This window comes from Microcoleus sp. S13_C3, from assembly GCF_036700905.1.
In the GTDB taxonomy this organism is placed as follows: domain Bacteria; phylum Cyanobacteriota; class Cyanobacteriia; order Cyanobacteriales; family Microcoleaceae; genus Microcoleus.
Genome location: NZ_JAUBPT010000081.1, coordinates 20,197 through 36,923, shown reverse-complemented (window position 1 = coordinate 36,923; position 16,727 = coordinate 20,197). Strand labels below are relative to the sequence as shown.

General features: G+C 43.0%; 15 protein-coding genes. 5 read left to right on the top strand and 10 right to left on the bottom strand.

From position 1 onward, the window contains the following. Window positions 1-38 precede the first annotated feature (38 nt). The 4 genes from QUA16_RS21310 (at window position 39) to proX (ending at window position 3,466) form a co-directional block, all read left to right on the top strand. Window positions 39-332 carry a hypothetical protein gene (locus QUA16_RS21310; protein WP_333105253.1) on the top strand — a complete coding sequence of 98 codons (294 nt, stop codon included), beginning with the start codon at window positions 39-41 and terminating at the stop codon, window positions 330-332. Between the two features lie 18 nt (window positions 333-350). Beyond that, window positions 351-1,001, top strand: a complete 651-nt coding sequence (locus QUA16_RS21305) for a hypothetical protein (RefSeq protein ID WP_333105254.1) — start codon at window positions 351-353, stop codon at window positions 999-1,001. A 324-nt stretch (window positions 1,002-1,325) separates the two neighbouring features. Next, window positions 1,326-2,318 (top strand): ABC transporter permease subunit, encoded by a 993-nt coding sequence (locus QUA16_RS21300; RefSeq protein ID WP_333105256.1) that lies wholly within the window; start codon window positions 1,326-1,328, stop codon window positions 2,316-2,318. 56 nt (window positions 2,319-2,374) lie between these two features. After that, window positions 2,375-3,466: a glycine betaine/L-proline ABC transporter substrate-binding protein ProX gene (gene proX, locus QUA16_RS21295; protein WP_333181325.1), complete on the top strand. Its 1,092-nt coding sequence runs from the start codon at window positions 2,375-2,377 to the stop codon at window positions 3,464-3,466. A 191-nt stretch (window positions 3,467-3,657) separates the two neighbouring features. On the opposite strand, the gene QUA16_RS21290 is transcribed toward proX, so the two are convergent. The 10 genes from QUA16_RS21290 to QUA16_RS21245 form a co-directional block, all read right to left on the bottom strand. Then, the gene (locus tag QUA16_RS21290) at window positions 3,658-4,755 is read right to left on the bottom strand and encodes an LLM class flavin-dependent oxidoreductase (RefSeq protein WP_333105258.1); all 1,098 of its coding nucleotides are present in this window, start codon (window positions 4,753-4,755) and stop codon (window positions 3,658-3,660) included. A gap of 89 nt (window positions 4,756-4,844) precedes the next feature. Then, a complete protein-coding gene (locus tag QUA16_RS21285) occupies window positions 4,845-5,819 on the bottom strand; it encodes a GNAT family N-acetyltransferase (RefSeq protein ID WP_333105259.1) in 975 nt (324 codons plus the stop codon). Then, window positions 5,810-6,940, bottom strand: a complete 1,131-nt coding sequence (locus QUA16_RS21280) for a beta-methylarginine biosynthesis bifunctional aminotransferase (RefSeq protein ID WP_333105260.1) — start codon at window positions 6,938-6,940, stop codon at window positions 5,810-5,812. The genes QUA16_RS21285 and QUA16_RS21280 overlap by 10 nt, the downstream gene beginning before the upstream one ends. 102 nt (window positions 6,941-7,042) lie before the next feature. Further along, the gene (locus tag QUA16_RS21275; protein ID WP_333105261.1) at window positions 7,043-7,243 is read right to left on the bottom strand and encodes a hypothetical protein; all 201 of its coding nucleotides are present in this window, start codon (window positions 7,241-7,243) and stop codon (window positions 7,043-7,045) included. A gap of 270 nt (window positions 7,244-7,513) precedes the next feature. Continuing rightward, window positions 7,514-8,665 (bottom strand): NarL family transcriptional regulator, encoded by a 1,152-nt coding sequence (locus tag QUA16_RS21270; RefSeq protein ID WP_333105262.1) that lies wholly within the window; start codon window positions 8,663-8,665, stop codon window positions 7,514-7,516. 91 nt (window positions 8,666-8,756) lie between these two features. Beyond that, the gene (locus QUA16_RS21265; RefSeq protein ID WP_333105263.1) at window positions 8,757-9,824 is read right to left on the bottom strand and encodes a fatty acid desaturase; all 1,068 of its coding nucleotides are present in this window, start codon (window positions 9,822-9,824) and stop codon (window positions 8,757-8,759) included. Between the two features lie 12 nt (window positions 9,825-9,836). Continuing rightward, entirely contained in the window at window positions 9,837-11,036 is a 1,200-nt protein-coding gene (locus QUA16_RS21260; RefSeq protein ID WP_333105265.1) for a phytanoyl-CoA dioxygenase family protein, read from the bottom strand. An 83-nt stretch (window positions 11,037-11,119) separates the two neighbouring features. Then, window positions 11,120-12,334, bottom strand: a complete 1,215-nt coding sequence (locus tag QUA16_RS21255; protein ID WP_333105266.1) for a phytanoyl-CoA dioxygenase family protein — start codon at window positions 12,332-12,334, stop codon at window positions 11,120-11,122. 266 nt (window positions 12,335-12,600) lie between these two features. Continuing rightward, entirely contained in the window at window positions 12,601-14,145 is a 1,545-nt protein-coding gene (locus tag QUA16_RS21250; RefSeq protein ID WP_333105267.1) for an FAD-dependent oxidoreductase, read from the bottom strand. Between the two features lie 115 nt (window positions 14,146-14,260). Continuing rightward, window positions 14,261-14,899, bottom strand: coding sequence for a hypothetical protein (locus tag QUA16_RS21245; protein ID WP_333105268.1), 639 nt, complete (start codon window positions 14,897-14,899; stop codon window positions 14,261-14,263). A 455-nt stretch (window positions 14,900-15,354) separates the two neighbouring features. Here QUA16_RS21245 and QUA16_RS21240 point away from each other — a divergent pair, with 455 nt between their 5' ends. Beyond that, entirely contained in the window at window positions 15,355-16,686 is a 1,332-nt protein-coding gene (locus QUA16_RS21240; RefSeq protein ID WP_333105269.1) for a hypothetical protein, read from the top strand. Window positions 16,687-16,727 lie beyond the last annotated feature (41 nt).

Below are 16,727 nucleotides of genomic sequence, written 5' to 3'. Positions count from 1 at the left end.
GATTTTAAACCATCCTAATCTTCCTTCAGTCTTGTCTTATGGTACTTTGGCTGCTTAAAAACTGTCCGGAGTATTGTAATATCCCAAAGCTTTTATACCTTGACTCGCTTTCTCAATCGAAGCCTGAACGACCTGGATGGTCGCTGACTTTTGGAGCTACTTGTCAAGATGCAGCCGCAGTTTGTCTGGATGACCAAAATCATCCTTATCGCGTTAATCTTCTGATTGATGGCATACAAGAAACTCAAGTCGAACTGCAATGGAATCCGATTAATGACACTGTGCGTCGCTTTAATGCCGACCAAGAAGTTGCTACCGAGTATGGGGCATAGGTCATTGCTGCACTCCTTATGCCTTATCTGACGGGTCTCACAGGGATTGAGCGCTCTATTAAAGGCACAAGTTTTGGCTTTGACTTCTGGTTGGGTTCTATTGACGATCCAAATTCTCTATTTCAAAGAAAAGCTCGCCTGGAAGTTTCAGGGATTCGTAGAGGCTCTGGAAGCATTATTAAATCGAGAGTTAACATGAAACTAGAACAGATTAGCCCCTCGGATACTTTGTCCCCCGGCTACGTCTGTGTCGTCGAATTTGGCACACCGCGTACCCGTGTAGTTGATAAAATGCAAGACGTAGAAATTCTTCATCGAGAAGCAATGGAACTTGTTGACCAAGCTTTTTTAGCCCGCCAAAGGGGTGATACCACCGTCGCTTTGGAGTTAACCAAAGCAGCCTTTTCTGTTGAGCGAGCTGCCGCAGACCTAGTAGCAGACTTATTTGGCCTTGAGCCGACTAGATCGGTTCTCCATCGCAGTGCCGCAACACTTGCTGTAGAATGTTCAGAATTGCGATCGGCTGAAAAGTTGATTGGACGGGCGCTTGCAGGTAATCCACCTGATGATATCGCCAACGAACTGCGGGATTTACTGCTAGAAAAGATTTATTCTCGCAGGCGATTGGGCACTAAACAAACTATTCTTGCTAGTATTAGCAGCATTTGATAAGAGGCAGGGGGCAGGAGGCAGAAGGCAGGGGGCAGGAGGCAGAAGGCAGGAGGCAGGAGGAACCCACGTTTAAAAAAGTGGGATTCAAGCAAGGACGACGGCACTTCACTCAAGTCTGAAAACCCGCCCACGTGAGTAGCTCTTTTGTATCTCGTGGCACTTTCCGCTCGTACCAGTATCTTTTTTTTAACTAGGCAATGGCCCAGAACTAAAGTTTTCATTCATACTTCTTTCCTCCTGCCTCCTGCCCTCTGCCTTCTTCCTTCTCTTGTAAGCTAACTCCTCGATCTTTTTGCCATCTGTATCAGGACGCTCTCTATTGTGTTAAATTCCTTAACTCTACGTGCTAATCTCATTGCCAAGAGCCAATCCGGGCTGGATGTTATCCTAAACCCCTTTGAGCTTTATAGTATACCTCTGGATAGTTGGATTAACACTGGGGTTAATTTTCTCGTTGACAACTTTCGTCCGTTCTTTCAAGCGATTCGCATCCCGATTAAATTCGCGCTTGACTCTATAGAGGCGATGTTCCAATCGATTCCTCCCCTAATTTTTTTGATGATTATCGGGTTGATGGCATGGCAACTCGCAGGGAGAAAAATTGCGATTTATAGCATCTGGGCCTTGACCTTAATTGGTTTTCTTGGGGCATGGAAGGAGGCAATGGTGACACTTTCCTTGGTGGTGACTGCGGTAGCATTTTGCGTGGCTATCGGTATTCCTCTCGGTATTGCCTGTGCGAGGAGCGATCGCCTAGTGGGATTTGTGCGACCTCTCCTTGATATCATGCAAACTATCCCCATCTTCATCTATCTGGTTCCTGTTGTCATGCTATTTGGTATTGGTAAAGTTCCAGGGGCGATCGCAACCATCATCTTTGCACTGCCGCCTCTGATTCGCCTCACCAACCTGGGTATCCGGCAAGTCTCCCAAGAGGTGGTGGAAGCGGCGATCGCTTTTGGGTCAACTCCTTGGCAAGTCCTGTGGGAAGCGCAAATTCCCCTAGCTATGCCAACCATTCTCACGGGGTTAAACCAAACTATCCTGTTTGCATTGGGAATGTCGGTGGTAACATCAATGATTGCTGTGCCTGGGCTAGGATTGATGGTGTTGCAGGGGGTTGGTCGTCTGGATGTGGGACTGGCTGCTGTGGGAGGGTTGTGCATTGTCTTGCTGGCGATTATGCTCGATCGGATTACTCAGGCGGTGGGGAAAGTCAACAGCAGAGGTTTTTGGGTGCAAAGAGGGGCGATCGGTTTTCTGCTTTCGAGATTAAGATTTAAAAGGCGCGATCGATCTCAACAAACAGGATGAAAAACTTTCTTCCCCTACACCTCACACCCGATTTTCAGTACAGATATCATTCAAAGTTGAGTAAACAAATGATAATGAAACTACACCGAAAAAAACAGACTTTTGCTATAGTAGTAGCCTTGATTGTAGGGTTAATTGCCTGCCAATCAACTCCCGAAAATTCTACGAAATTACCAGGTAGTAGTCAATCGACAGAAGTAGCATTACCTGGTAAGGGGGTGAAAGTACGCCCTGGTTCTGGTACTTCAGTAGCCGGACAATTTGTTTCAGAAATCATTCGCATTGGGTTAGAAAAGCTGGGTTACGAAGTCGAAGAACTAAAGTTACTTAATATAACCGCCCTGTTTCTTGCTCTCGGTAATGACGAAATAGATGTTGCTCCCACTTTAGAAAAGTTGCATACCAACTTCTTTGAAAAAGCTGGTGGTGAAAAGAAACTGGAAGTTGTTGGGATGTTTTCTTCTAGTGATATTATTCAAGGCTATTCGATTGATAAGAAGACTGCCGATCAATATAAAGTTACGAATCTTGTGCAACTTAAAGACGCAAAAATTGCCAAATTGTTTGACTCAGACGGAGATGGTAAGGCAAATTTAACGGGTTGCAATCCGGGTTTAGCCTGTGAGCTGATTATTGATCATCACTTGAAAGTTTACGGATTAGAGAATACCGTCAAACAGGATAAAGGAGAAATGGAAGTTCTCAAGGCAGATATCATTGCTCGCTATCAGCAAGGAAAACCGATACTCTATAGCAATTGGAATCTTGATTGGTTGACTTCAGTGTTACAAACTGGTGCAGATGTGGTTTGGTTAGAAGTTCCCTTTACCTCTTTACCAGGAGAAAAGGGAAAAGAAATGACACAAAAAGATACCACGGTAAGCGGGAAGAATCTGGGATTTGCCGTGGATAGAGCGCGTCTTGTGGCTTCCCGGCAATTTTTGTCGGCTAACCCATCCGCCAAACGTTGGTTTGAACTGGTTCGGGTTCCTTTTGAGGATATTATCACCCAAGAAAAACTTGCCCGTGAGGGTCAAAATCGCTCAAAAGATATCCGTCGTAATGCTGAAGAGTGGGTGAAAAACCATCAAGCGCTGGTTGATGGTTGGCTAGAAGAAGCCCAAACTGCTGGAAAAGCTGCTAAATAATTTTAACTCCTCTGATGGACAGAAAGAGGAATTGGTCTAACGGGGCGACAAGCGCCCCGTAACTGTTGCAGAGTATAAATTCGCTCAAATTATAGTACAAAAAGATAGGTCAATCATTGTCAATAAGACCTATCTACTAAAAAGGCTCAAAGTCCCGATAATTGCTGGCAAACGCTCCCAGTAGGACACCCCTAAATTTCAGCAGAAAATTCAAGCTGCTCCATCACACGCACGCGAGGTACGACGTTTTTACAAAAATTTTGCATCTCAGCAAGCATTGGCCAACCTGACAAAATAAATTCGCTAACACCTGCCGATTTATAAAGCATGAGTTCGTTTGCTACTTCATCAAAACTTCCTACCAGCGCCAATGCTGCTCCTCCACGATAAGGCACGGCCCCACTCCACAGATGGGGCCCGAGCCACTCTGAGTTGGCTTTTTCTGCTAATTCATAAGTAGCCTTATAAGCAACTGAATCTGACTTCTGAATCATATTGCTCATAAACTCCTTCCACTTGACATCTGAACTTTCTACAAGCCGAAATGCTGCTTCAATAGCCTCTTCACGTGTTTGACGCGCAATGACTGACATCCGAAGTCCTGTGCGAATCATCGCTACACCGTTGCTCTGAGCGATCAAATTGTTACTTTCAGCAATTTTTTCTGGCGTATCACCGTACCTCAGCCAACATTGTGCATGTTCAGATGCCGTATGATTGGCAATCTTGGAATTACCACTTAGGTATATTTTGGGCTGACGGACTCCCAAACGAAGCGAGGTAAACTTGGTGCTTAGCTGAGCGTCTTTTAGTTGGTAATACTTTCCTGCATAGTTCAATGAGCTTGTCGCATTCCAAAGACCTGAGCAAATTTCGAGATACTCGGCTGCTCGCTCGAATCGCTCATCATGCGAAAGCAAGTCCCCATAATACGCTTGCTCAATAGGATAGGAGCCACATATTATGTTGAGGCTGATCCGACCATTTAAAAGATGCGAGAGCGTATTGACTTGCTGAACAAAAAGTGTTGGCGACATCAGACCCGGACGATAAGCCAGCATGAATCCTACTCGCTCGGTATGCGCTGATAGCCTTCCTAAAAGTACCATCGGATCAGGTATGTGAAAACTAAAGGCTGTTAATAAAGACTCGATTGGGAGTTTGTCAGCGCAACTGACAAACTCCAGATGAGTCTCAAGATTAATTCCGCCCGAACTATTTGCCTGAGATTCATTTTTCTTGGCTAGTTCAAGGGATAATAACCAATGAAATTCTAATTGATTCGACATATTTGATAGCACCTTCAGAAATTAGTTTCACAGGATTTATATAGGTCTAAGAGGATGTTTGGAAAGTCAAATGTTCTTTTGCTCAACTCTCATAGGGATTTATCGCTCACGTTTTGAGTCTGCCATTCATACACCCAATACTCCAGTTCTTCAGCTCGCTGGTATCCTGCGATATCCAGGGACTCAAAGATGCGATCGCTAATAGGAAACATCCCACCAACCGCCAGATAACCCTTGCAATAAGCAAAGGAGCGTAACTCGCGCAGGAGAGTCGTTAAACCTTCATCCGTGCCATTGGCATAACCAAGCCACAAAGTTTGATGAGCGCCTTTCCACAATGCTTCATTAACTCCTTCAAGGTAATCAATGGTATGGACAGGCATCTGAATAGCTAAAGCGAACATTTCATTGCCACGCTTTAGTCCCCATACTCGTCCTTCGTTGAGGTGATTCTTCAGTTGCTCGCAAGTTAGTTCTTGCCACTTAGTGGGGTCATTAAGGTAAAGATACGACTCTCGTGTAAACAAGTTAGAACTTGTGACTAATGCCCAAGCCGAATCAAAATCATCAATATCTAGATGTAACAGTTGTTTTACAGGAGAGTTTAGAGAGTCAGCTTTATAAGGAAAATAGCGACCGACTTTTTGACGACGTTGCCACTTACTATACTTGTCTATGAAAACATTACTGGAGCAGGTGGAATAGCGTAAAACATTGATGTTTGTTTCTACAAAGAATCGCTCTATATGCTGCTCCAAAGTCAATAGCAGATGCAAACCTAGACCCTGCTGTCGATAATGAGGAGCTACTCGCAGACCTTGATACCAAGCTTCTCGCTCAGACATCAAGACGAATCCTAAAATGCCTATCGGTAAACTATCTACTTCAACTACAAAGACCCGACTGTTGGGGTCAGCTAACCACTTGTTCCAACCCAAGGGGAGAAAGTCTGATGAGTGTTGCCATGTCTGTTGGCAAATAGCCAGCACCGCCTCTTTGTCTTCAGCTCGTGCTAGGCGCACTTCTACGTCAGTAATTGTTTCTGTCTTAGCTTTTAATTCCATTTTCGCAATGCTTTCTTAAGTAATTCAATTCCCTCAAGGATAGTTTCAGTTGGATAGCCAAGAGGAATTCTGACGTACCCGTCAGGAGAGGCTCTAAAAGTTCCAGAAGTTACCAGAACCAGCCCAAATTCAGTCAACATAAAGTCGGCAAATTCTTCAATATCTCGAACGGGAAGTTTGACAAAATACTGAAGTCCCCCTGCGGGATGCTCAAAGGCAATTTCAATCATCTGCGATAAAGCAGCACCAACAATTTCTCTATTCTTAACTACCCGTTCCACTAAGGATGGATTGCCTCGTTTCAGAATTTTTAGCGCTTGTTGTTGAGCGGGAGAGCAGATCCCTAGGCTTTCAATCGTTAACAAAGCTGTTAACGATTGAATGTTATCCGAACTAGAAATAATCCAACCAATTCTAAGCCCAGGAGCGGAAAAATTTTTACTCATCGAGTTGACTACATAAAGATTTTTCCAATTCCCTTGCAGGGATAGAGGCTGGATGAGCTGATTTTCTTCAAAAACAAACTCATCATAAACTAGGTCTGCAATTAAACTAGCTTGACAGCTTTGGGCTAACTGCAAAAGCTTTCTAAGGCAATCTTCTGAAAGAATTTCTCCTGTGGGATTGTTCGGGGTGTTGACAAATATGACTCGAAGATTGTCTGTGACTTTTTCTTGTAAGCTAGACCAGTCTATCTGATTGTTTTCTACCGAGAAGTATTCAACCCTATAACCGCACGTTTGTAATAGTTCTGCAATGCACCAAAATATAGGTGCTTGACACAGTGCTACAGCACCGGGACGGTAGAGAGAACGAAAGATGAGAGACAATCCATGTAAAGCACCATTGGTTACTAGCGCTTCCGAAGGTTGTACGTTGAGGTGATACTTAGAAAATTCCCGGTAACAAATGGCTTCGATGAGTTGGGAACTTCCCTGAGTCAATGGGTAATTTCCTACAAATGATAATTCACAGTTAAAATCATCAAACTCCGTTTCTAACCATTGAGACGTGTTGCCAGTTATATTTATGGGATGTTTAATGAAACGATGAGCGTACTGGAGTCTTTGTACGACCAGAGAGGTAGGGGAATTTAAATCAACAACTCTAGTTTTTACCATTTTATGAGCCTTATAATAGTTGCCTCAATCACTTTCTTGGCGTAAATACGAGTGCTAGTTGTGGCAATTCGTCCATTCAACCCCCATCGTGGTTTATCAGTCTTATTTTCCATAGTACACTGTTTTTCCGCCGGATTTAAAAGCTACCCAGAACATCTGATTATTCCAACCAGTCGGTAATTGTTCTCTCCAGGTTTCTGGCAACCAACCATGAACAAACTTGAGTTTTGCCAGGATATAAAAGAAAGCCAGTTTAAGAGAAAACCTCCAATCAAATAAGGAAGAACTTGTTGTTGCTGTCATGTGTAAGTATCTTATATTTTATAGCTAGCAGGGCGACGAAAGAGGCTGAAAAGCATCCGTTGTTTTGGGTTTATATGTTTCGTATGCCTTCGGTCTACCTAAAATTTATAGAAACAACTTTATTCTCTAAGACTTCCCCTTCGGAACCGGGAAAAGGCACCTAAATCCTATGTGCCTTTTCCAGAAAGAATTTCAAAATTTTAAAAACCTAAACAATGGACGAAACCTTTGGCCAGTACGCATTAGCAAAAATAAGGTGCGGTTGCCCTATTAATCCTCGTCAATTGGATTGTCAAATCCGTAGTCTTCAAGTTGGCTATCCCGTCGTATATCGCAGGTGACGCAGTGAAATGAGCCGCCAAAACTATAGACATGACGAAAAGCAACCGGAATGACTTCAAATCCTAAATCTTTGAATAATTTATGCATTGGCTCTTCTTGCTTTTCCACGATTACCCGCTTGGGATCTAAGATCAAGATATTCATGGACAACCACGGGCCCGAACTATAAAGTGGATAATTATCGGGAATAGTGGGTTGCACGGCTGTCACAACATCCCATCCGGCTTTCTTAAAAATGTCGATTTGATAACAGGGTCTGTCGGGATTGGTTAAAACTAATCCAGGTCTTAGGGGTACAAATGTAGCATCTATATGGATTGGGTTTGAATCTCGGAACTTCAGTATATGAACCCGAAAGCGTTCACCCAGATGATTTCTGAGCCAAGTAATGCCTAGTTTATTGGTAACTTGACTGCGCTGAACAAATAAGTCTCGTCCGCAACGAGTAATATCAGCAGCATCAAAGCAAGGTTCAAACTCAGTTGTTACAAAACGCCCAACTTCTGCTAGTGCGTACCGATCTTCAACAGTTTCCATAGGATAGTCAAAGTCATACAATTCATCGCTCATTAAAGGTTTGGGAGCTGTCGTCCATTTAGCACCCTGTTTCAAATATTCCTTCATTAAAGACCGATAAGCTCGATATTCAAAAAACCTTGATCGCCACGCCATTGGCGCTTCAATAATCTCATTGCCGATAACAGTTAGTATATCTCGCGGCATAACGGCATGCAGACCTGTGGCTTCAAAATCTGGAGTTTTATAGCTCTCAGAAAAATCAATAATATCCGGTCGCCTTACAGTTACCCCTTCTCCTTCCAAAACCCGGCAAAACTCCTCCAATTCCTTTGATGCTGGTTCTATCATTTCTTGAGGGTATGGACAACCACCATACTTTTGGAAAAACCACCAGTTTTTAGGATTTGAACTTGCTTTGAGGGGAACATCGAACTGAGGAACACAGGCTCCCTCAACGCGACCCACAATAATTTCTTGCAGCGTATCCCATTCATTGTAGCTATTAACTATTGGCAGGGTTTTAGTGGAAGTCAAGCTTTTGGGATGATTGTTTTTCAACATTATATTGTCCTCGTAATAAAATACATTTGCAAAAACTGGGCTTAAAAATGCTCATGTCTTACGGAAGCATGAATATTTTCTATTTCTCAAATTAGAGGTTTTTCTTAACATCTAACCTGGCAGTTTTCTTGCCCCTATCTAACTGATTTACTTGCCGAATTTCTAGCATTTTTGCTAACGCTATAACTTGCCTAAATAAACTAACCCAACCCTTTTCTTTATTTCGAGAGGCGTAAACTTTATCTTTCAGCAAAATCTGGTGCGCTTGCTTGTACTGCCACGAAGGAATACCAGGAAAAAGATGATGCAATAAGTGATAACCTTCCCAATGCATTCCTAAGAAAAAATTAGCCACGGGAGAACAAAGCCGATTTCGGGACATAAACAAATCAACCAATTTTAGATTTTCCATCCTGCCTTCAGTTTCCTCCGGAGTTACTTCCATTAACGGGTAATGCTCGAACAACTCAATAAACGCTCCAATCCAATTAGCCGTTGTTAGCAGAGGAACCCACCAAAACAGCAGTAACAACCACCCCCAGCCCAGCCAGATAAACAGTGAATTCAACACAATCATATAGACTAGGCGCACTAGCTTCTCTCGAAATTCCTCCTGCGAATTCAAGATTCTGTTTTTGAGTAAATAGCGCAGGTAAATCAGAGTGGTTGCTGGGTGAACAATGTTCCATAAATAGCGGCGCACGTTGTTAGCTTCTAAATTCGCTCCGTACAACCCACTCTCCTGTAACCCAACGTAATCTGGGTCTAGCTTGGAGTGCCCCAAATGACCGTGATGCTGGAAAACGTGGGAGGAGCGATAACCTGAATAACTTTGCAACACCAGATAACCCGAAGGAAACGTCCCCAAGACAAAATTGAGTGCTTTATTCTTTGCCAAGGTTTTGTGCGTTGACTGGTGGAGTAAATCTGCTAAAGCACGCATCCTGCCACCAATGATCAAAATCGCAACTAAGTAAACCATTTCGCCTACGACTCGTGGCCAGTGCTGCCACGTTAACCAAGAAGCAAGCGTTGCAAGAGCAATAATCGCCCAATCTTCAGCGAGTTGCACGAACCCGTGCCAATTATCAAGCTCAAAGCAACAACTTAACTCTCTGAAGATTGCGGCGTCGAAGCGATAACGCTTAATTTTTATCATTAGCAACAGTTCCTATTTAGTCGAAGCAGAGTCAAGCCTCTTTTCTAATTTTTCTGTGTATCTGTTATATCCAAAACGATCTTCACCTCTGAGCAGAACTGCTCTCCACTTGTCCAAATTAATGTTTTTGAGATGTAAGTACTTGTTATGATGCAACCCTCCTAACATTTTCTTGGTGTAAATACGAGTGCTAGTTGTGGCAATCCGCCCATTCAATCCCCATCGTGATTTATCAGTCTTATTTTTGAGGGAACCGTGAATCACTCGCTCAGTAAACAGATAAAACTGCCCAGCTTTCATTTCGATGTAATGGGGTTGTGGCAACTCGCCTGGGTAATCGATCTGAAGATCCGGCGCACCCTCTAGGTTGGCTGTCTCTACGTTGATCGGATAAATTTCATTAGTTCCGGGCAGAATCATCATGCAGCCATTCTCTTTGTTGGCATCGGTTAAAGCAATCCAGCAGGTTAGTTGGTAAAGCTCCTCATGGTCTTCTGGAGTCACTATCGATTCTTGCTGATTTAGCAAAAACCAAGTGCTGGCTTGATGTAATGTTGTTTCCTGACCGGGCTGAACTTCAAAAAATTTAGTTCTCCACAAAAGAAGATTCGGTCCTAAAAGTTGAGCCGCTCGTTCAGTAATCGCAGGATGTTTAAACAGATTTAATAATCGATTGTTATCTAAATGACGATCGATTTTATTGATCGTATAGAAAAAATGTTTTTTATATTCTTCTGTCAATTCTAGTTTCCAAGGTGTCACTTCTAAACCACTTCTACCAGTCGTGTCAAATTCATAATCTCCGGCAGTGAAAGAAAAATGTTGTGATTCAGTTTCCAGCAAGAAATTGACGAGATATTGCTGCAACTCCTCCATTTCATCTGAAGGTAGTAAATCGAATGGGCCGACATAGCCATTCTCATAGAAACCACGGATCTGTTCCTCAGTCATCTGAAATTCAGGGGCAACCGATGCTTTAGGTTTGTAAGATTTCGGTTCTTTTAATCGGCAATAGTAATCATAGTATGCTGTTTTCCCGCCGGATTTAAAAGCCACCCAGAACATCTGATTATTCCAACCAGTCGGTAATTGTTCTCTCAATTTTTCTGGCAACCAACCATGAATAAACTTGAGGTGGGCCAGGATATAAAAAACACCCAGTTTAAGGGAAAACTTCCAATTAAATAAGGAAAAATTTGTTGTTGCAGTCATGTGTCAGTCTCCTATATTTTCTAGTTAATGGGCGATGAAAAGGCTGAAAAGCTTACGAAGTAATCAAGTATCGATATCATTTCCTACTTAGTCGAAGCAGAGGCAAGCTTTTTCTCCAATTTTTCTGTGTATCTGTTGTATCCCAAACTATCTTCACCTCTTAGCAGAACAACTTTCCACTTATCCAAATTAATGTTCTTCACCTTTGAGTACCTGTTGCGATAGAATCCTTCTAACATTTTCTTGGTGTAAATGCGAGTGCTAGTTGTAGCAATCCGTCCATTCAATCCCCATCGTGATTTATCAGTCTTATTTTCGACGGAACCGTGAATCACTCGCTCAGTAAACAGATAAAACTGCCCAGCTTTCATTTCGATGTAATGGGGTTGTGGCAACTCGCCTGGGTAATCGAGCTTGGCATCCCGATTGCCATAAATACCACTCATCCCATCCTGGGTGACTTCCCCTACCTTGATGGGATAAATCTCCTTATGAGTCCCTGGGAAAATCATCATGCACCCATTCTCTTTGTTGGCATCGGTTACAGCAATCCAGCAGGTTAATTGGTACAGATACTCATGGTCTTCTGGATACATTATCGATTCTTGCTGATTGGCAAAAAACGTGCTGGCTTGATGTAATTTTGTTGCCAAACCGGGTTGAATTCCAAAAAATTTAGTTCTCCACAAAAGAAGATTCGGTCCTAAAAGTTGAGCCGCTCGTTCAGTAATCGCCGGATGCTTAAACAAATTCATTAATCGATCTTCTTCTAAATGACGATCAAACTCATTCATCGCATTGACAATATATTTTTGATAGTCTTCAGTGATTTCTTGATTCCAAGCTGTCAATAAATCATCTTTCTTAGTCGTGTCAAATTCATAATCTCCTGCCGTGAAAGAAAAACATTTTGATTCAGTTTTCAGCAATGAATTGACGAGATATTCCCGCAAATTATCCATTTCATCTGGAGGTAGTAAATCGAATGGGCCGACATAGCCATTCTCATAGAAACCACGGATCTGTTTCTCAGTGAGCTGAAATTCGGGGGCTACCGATGCTCTAGGTTTGTAAGATTTTGGTTCTTTCAACCGACAATAGTACTCATAGTACACTGTTTTCCCGCCGGATTTAAAAGCCACCCAGAACATCTGATTATTCCAACCAGTCGGTAATTGTTCTCTCCAGGTTTCTGGCAACCAACCATGAATAAACTTGATTTTTGCCAGAATATAAAAGAAAGCCAGTTTTAGAGAAAACTTCCAATCAAATAAGGAAGAGGTTGTTGTTGTTGTCATGTGTAATTCTCCTAAATTTTCTAGTTAGCGGGGCAATAAAAGAGGCTGAAAAGTTTACGAAGTAAAGATTGTAGAGATTTGCTGGAGGGGGACAAAGTAGGCTATAACCCAGGTACGGAGAGTGTCAAGGCAAATTGGAACAAGGATTGTTAAAAAATTAAGGGACAATTTTTTGAAGGTCAAGTGGGTGAAAAGTAAGAGCTATCAAGCTCAAGAGCTGCTAGACCCACCCCTCCCTGATAATTGCGCCGTCAAAGCGATAACGCTCAACCCTTGAGATTAACCGGACTCTTGGCAAGGCTGTCAGTTTTACTATTGGTTGATTGGGGGTTAACTTGCGGTACAGAGGAAGGTACGGCGGTTTTGATAAATTCGTAATAAATCGACAGGAATACCTCATCTAGCGGTACATCGTGCATCATCTGCTTCGCCTTATCCCGCAGCGCCGCATGGGCAGAGTCTTCCAGGACACCCATTTCAAACAGCAGGCGAACAAAAGATTCCAGTTCCCGGGTACGATTGTAGGGCAAAAAGCCACCGGGTTCCCGTACTGTTGCCATCAAATCGCGGGCACCCACATCCAACAACCGCTGGAACGGATTTTCATTGCGACGACGTTCAATCATCGGCGAGAACACATTTTCAGTGGGGGGTTGTTTGCCAAGTAACTCGGCTGTAACAACTTGAGCAACCAACGGAGCCATCAGCATCCCATTCCTGTAGGTTCCCGTTGCCACGAACAACCCTGGAAATGCAGTTTTTCCAACTAAAGGAATCCCATCAGCGGGAATGGGACGCAATCCATAACGCATTTCCTCGATTCTGGTATTTCGCAGCGCAGTATTGAACTGGCTAGCTCCATCACCAAGAATATAAAGGAGGTCTTGCGGTTGAACTCCTAAGCTCATTTGGGCAGTCAGGCTCAAAGAATTGGTTGCGCCAACATATAAGCGTCCCCCACTACGAGGAACAACGTGCAGTCCGCAGGCAAAGGAACGATTGGGGGTGCGAAGCGTATGGGGAAAATGGGGAGCATCTGCCAGAATACAACTGGTGCCTTTGCCAAATAACACCGCAGGCAACTTCAGCTTGGAAAACAGCGTCTCACCGATAACTTCTGGGACTTTCGCTCCCGCACACACCACTACATGAGGCGTGGAAATGCAACCGTGGTTTTCGGTTTGGATGTTCCATGTGCCTTCAGTGTCGCCAAAATTGATAGAAACAACTTTATCGTCTAAAACTTCTCCTTTGGGGTGTTGGGCGATCGCCACCTCAAGGGCTGATAATAAGTTGTGAGAATCAACAGACCCTTCACCTGGGATAAACAACGCTTGGTAAGCCGGACAAGAATTGTTGGCGTCTAAACCGGGAACGTCGTCTGGATCGACCCACTCATGGGGTTCATTATAGGTTTCTAGTTGGGCTTTGATGCGCTTGATATTGGCGCGATCGCGATCGCCTGCACTGTTACCAATAATAAATGTTCCTTGTGTGGTAAATATCTCTTGCCCCGATGCCTCCCTCACCTTAGAGAGCCAATCTGGGTAAATCTTCTGCGCTTTAATCCGAAACTCCAGTTCAAGCTGTTCTTCGAGAGTTTCTTGATCGGCAGTGATTTCACCGTATGCGCCCAACATAGCACCACTAGCCAGCGAGGCTCCATCACTATTCTGCTGTTGGGGATAGATCAGCAAAACATTCAAAGAAGAACGAGCTAGTTCAAAGGCGATGGATTTCCCGATAATTCCACCACCAACAACTACGGCATCATATGAATGGTGGCTGGTGTCGTTGTTCTGTAAAGTCATTTCTTTTCTGCTAATTCTGTGGAAGGTTTCTAGTTACTGAAAATAAAACACTGTTCAATTTTACGGGATTATTGAAGGCATTTGTCAAAAATACTAATCCTTATTTTCCAATAAATCAAGTAGGAAAAGTAGGAAGATTTATCAGGAGGGCTATAAAACCCATTTGACATCTTTTAGCGATCGCCCACAACGGTCGAGCGGTCATAGCAGTCGATCGCTCATAACGGTCGATCGCCCCCAAAAGCTGTTTTTTGAGGTCATTATTATCTGTGGAATTTTGGCACCTCTGCTGCCCTCTCTCTAGCTGCGAACTTTCTTGGGTTACCAGAAAGCTGCGATCGCAAATCCGTGATAATTGCTCGCTATCCCCTGAGTATGAAGCCTCCACAAAATCAGTGGCAACAGGTAACTGATTAGTGGTAGGCGTTATTGGTGGATCTATTACTTCTACCACCGAAAAGGTAACAGGTAACTGGTCACTATTGACTGTTTCACCTATCCGGGAGAACAGATATTGCTTCAGCACTAAAAACAGATTTTTTTTCGTTACCCTCTCCCCTAATGTTTTTGAAAAAGCCTGCCACAACTGGGAGCCAATTTCTTTGATATGAGCGATACTATAGGCACAATCGGATGCCATCTCGCTATAACCGCGTCCGAGCCATGAGTGACACAGGATTAAGCGCTCAAGGGAACTCAGTTGCCTAGATAGCAGACTTTGTTCTACAGTCTCCAGAACTTCGTCAACATTCATGATAGTGACTCCATTTGAGTAGTATGCACACAGAAGGACAAGGGCCCAATTACTGTAAGTGGACATTCACCAAAAAGCTCCTCTATTATTCAGTTTTTTAGAGCAACGAGAAATAGATAAAGTTGGTATGTTTGTGTAAAGTTATATTGCTGTGAGCCTCGCACTGCACAAGTAATTGATTTTGTCAATATACTAAATTGGTCAATTAATCCCCCAACTAGAATCTCAGGTTGATTCCGAGAGGCGCTTCGGACGAATTACAGATACTCACGTCAGCAGCGGTTTCACCTCATGTTGGGGCGATCTACTGCTATGAGCGATCGCACCCCCTTCCCCTTAAACCCAATTAATCGCAAAAGTAGGAAAAGTAGGAGAAATATATCTACTTTGCCGGAGTTCGCAGAATCGCTGATATTATCCAAATATCTTGAAAAGCTATCAAAAGAGTGGGAACTATGATTGAGATTGCACAATTCACCACTGAGCAGGCAAAGAGTTACTGGCAAGCTCTAAATCAGCTAAAGCTTAACTTTACTTGGCAAAATCAACCATTTCAGTATGGCTTTCCGCTCATCATTTCTGCGGAAATTGCTAACCAACTGTACCAAGCCTCTCAGGAAGTTGAAGATTACATACTAGCCTTGGCAACTGATATTGATGCCCTTAACGAGCAGATAAGTGAGAGATTTAAGAGCGTTGTGGGACAACATCTGAACCTAAAGACTATCAACTCTTATTTAGTTAAATATCTTCAATCAGGCTTAGTAATTCCTATAGCGTATGATGTACTCGTAACTGAAAATTGCCAGAATAGCTTAATTATAAAAGCTACTGAGGTGCAAAGTGGGATTACTTATTTAGGTTGGATAGGTCTAATTTTACAGGCGGCAAGAATAGCAATAGGGGAGCATACAGAAGAGTTATTGGATAAACTTTTTGAGTCCGAAAAAGGCTTAGAAGCTATTAAGCAGCTAAGTCAAACCCCTGAGATTTTTATCGTTGATGTTGATCCGGTAAGACAAGCTAGTAAAATAGATCTACAAGCCATGTCAGAGTTAGTATCCGGTTCGGATTCTAATCTAGTGTCGATTTACGAGATTTATCGTCAGGGAAGCAACTGGCTAGGTGACATTCATGATAGTACAGGTAGGTTATTAAAGACCGTAAAAATCGTTAATATCATCTGTCGGCTGGTGCCTGATGAAATCAGAGAGGTTCTAAGTACACTACAAAACAAACCTGACAGAATACGAGAACTTTTAGATTTTTTTTCAGACTCAAGCTTAAATTGGATCTGGCATCCAGCTTGGCAGAACATTTTTGATAAACGAGATTTAGGAACCCTAAAAAAATTGCCGACGGCTCGCCAGCATTATGTAGAAACTATTCGACAAGGTGACGTTCCTCCTGGAGTATATTTCCAAAAAACCGTTGATGGTCATGGGGGTGCAAATCAGTCAATAGTCAAAGTCCAAGACAACTACTCAGTACCAGAAGGTTTCATCCTACAGCCCTATCTGGTCAAAAAGCGTTTTGAATATATTGTCCCCGAACAGGGATTTAATTTTGACTGTTCTGTTGAATTGCGAATCATGCGGAATTTATCATTAGGTACTCCCCGAAATCAGAGCGGAGCGTACTTCATGGCAAGAATTGCTCCTTATGAAGTAGAGGGTGAGAGTGTGAAAAACGGTATGAAGGAAATTCAAAAGGCTGTGTCTCATATTCTGGACCAGTATAAACAAAGCTCCAGAAACATACACCATTGGCAGTTGCCTGCGGTATGAGTCCGGTTCTAATTCAACCATAGACTTTTGCCAGATGTCTG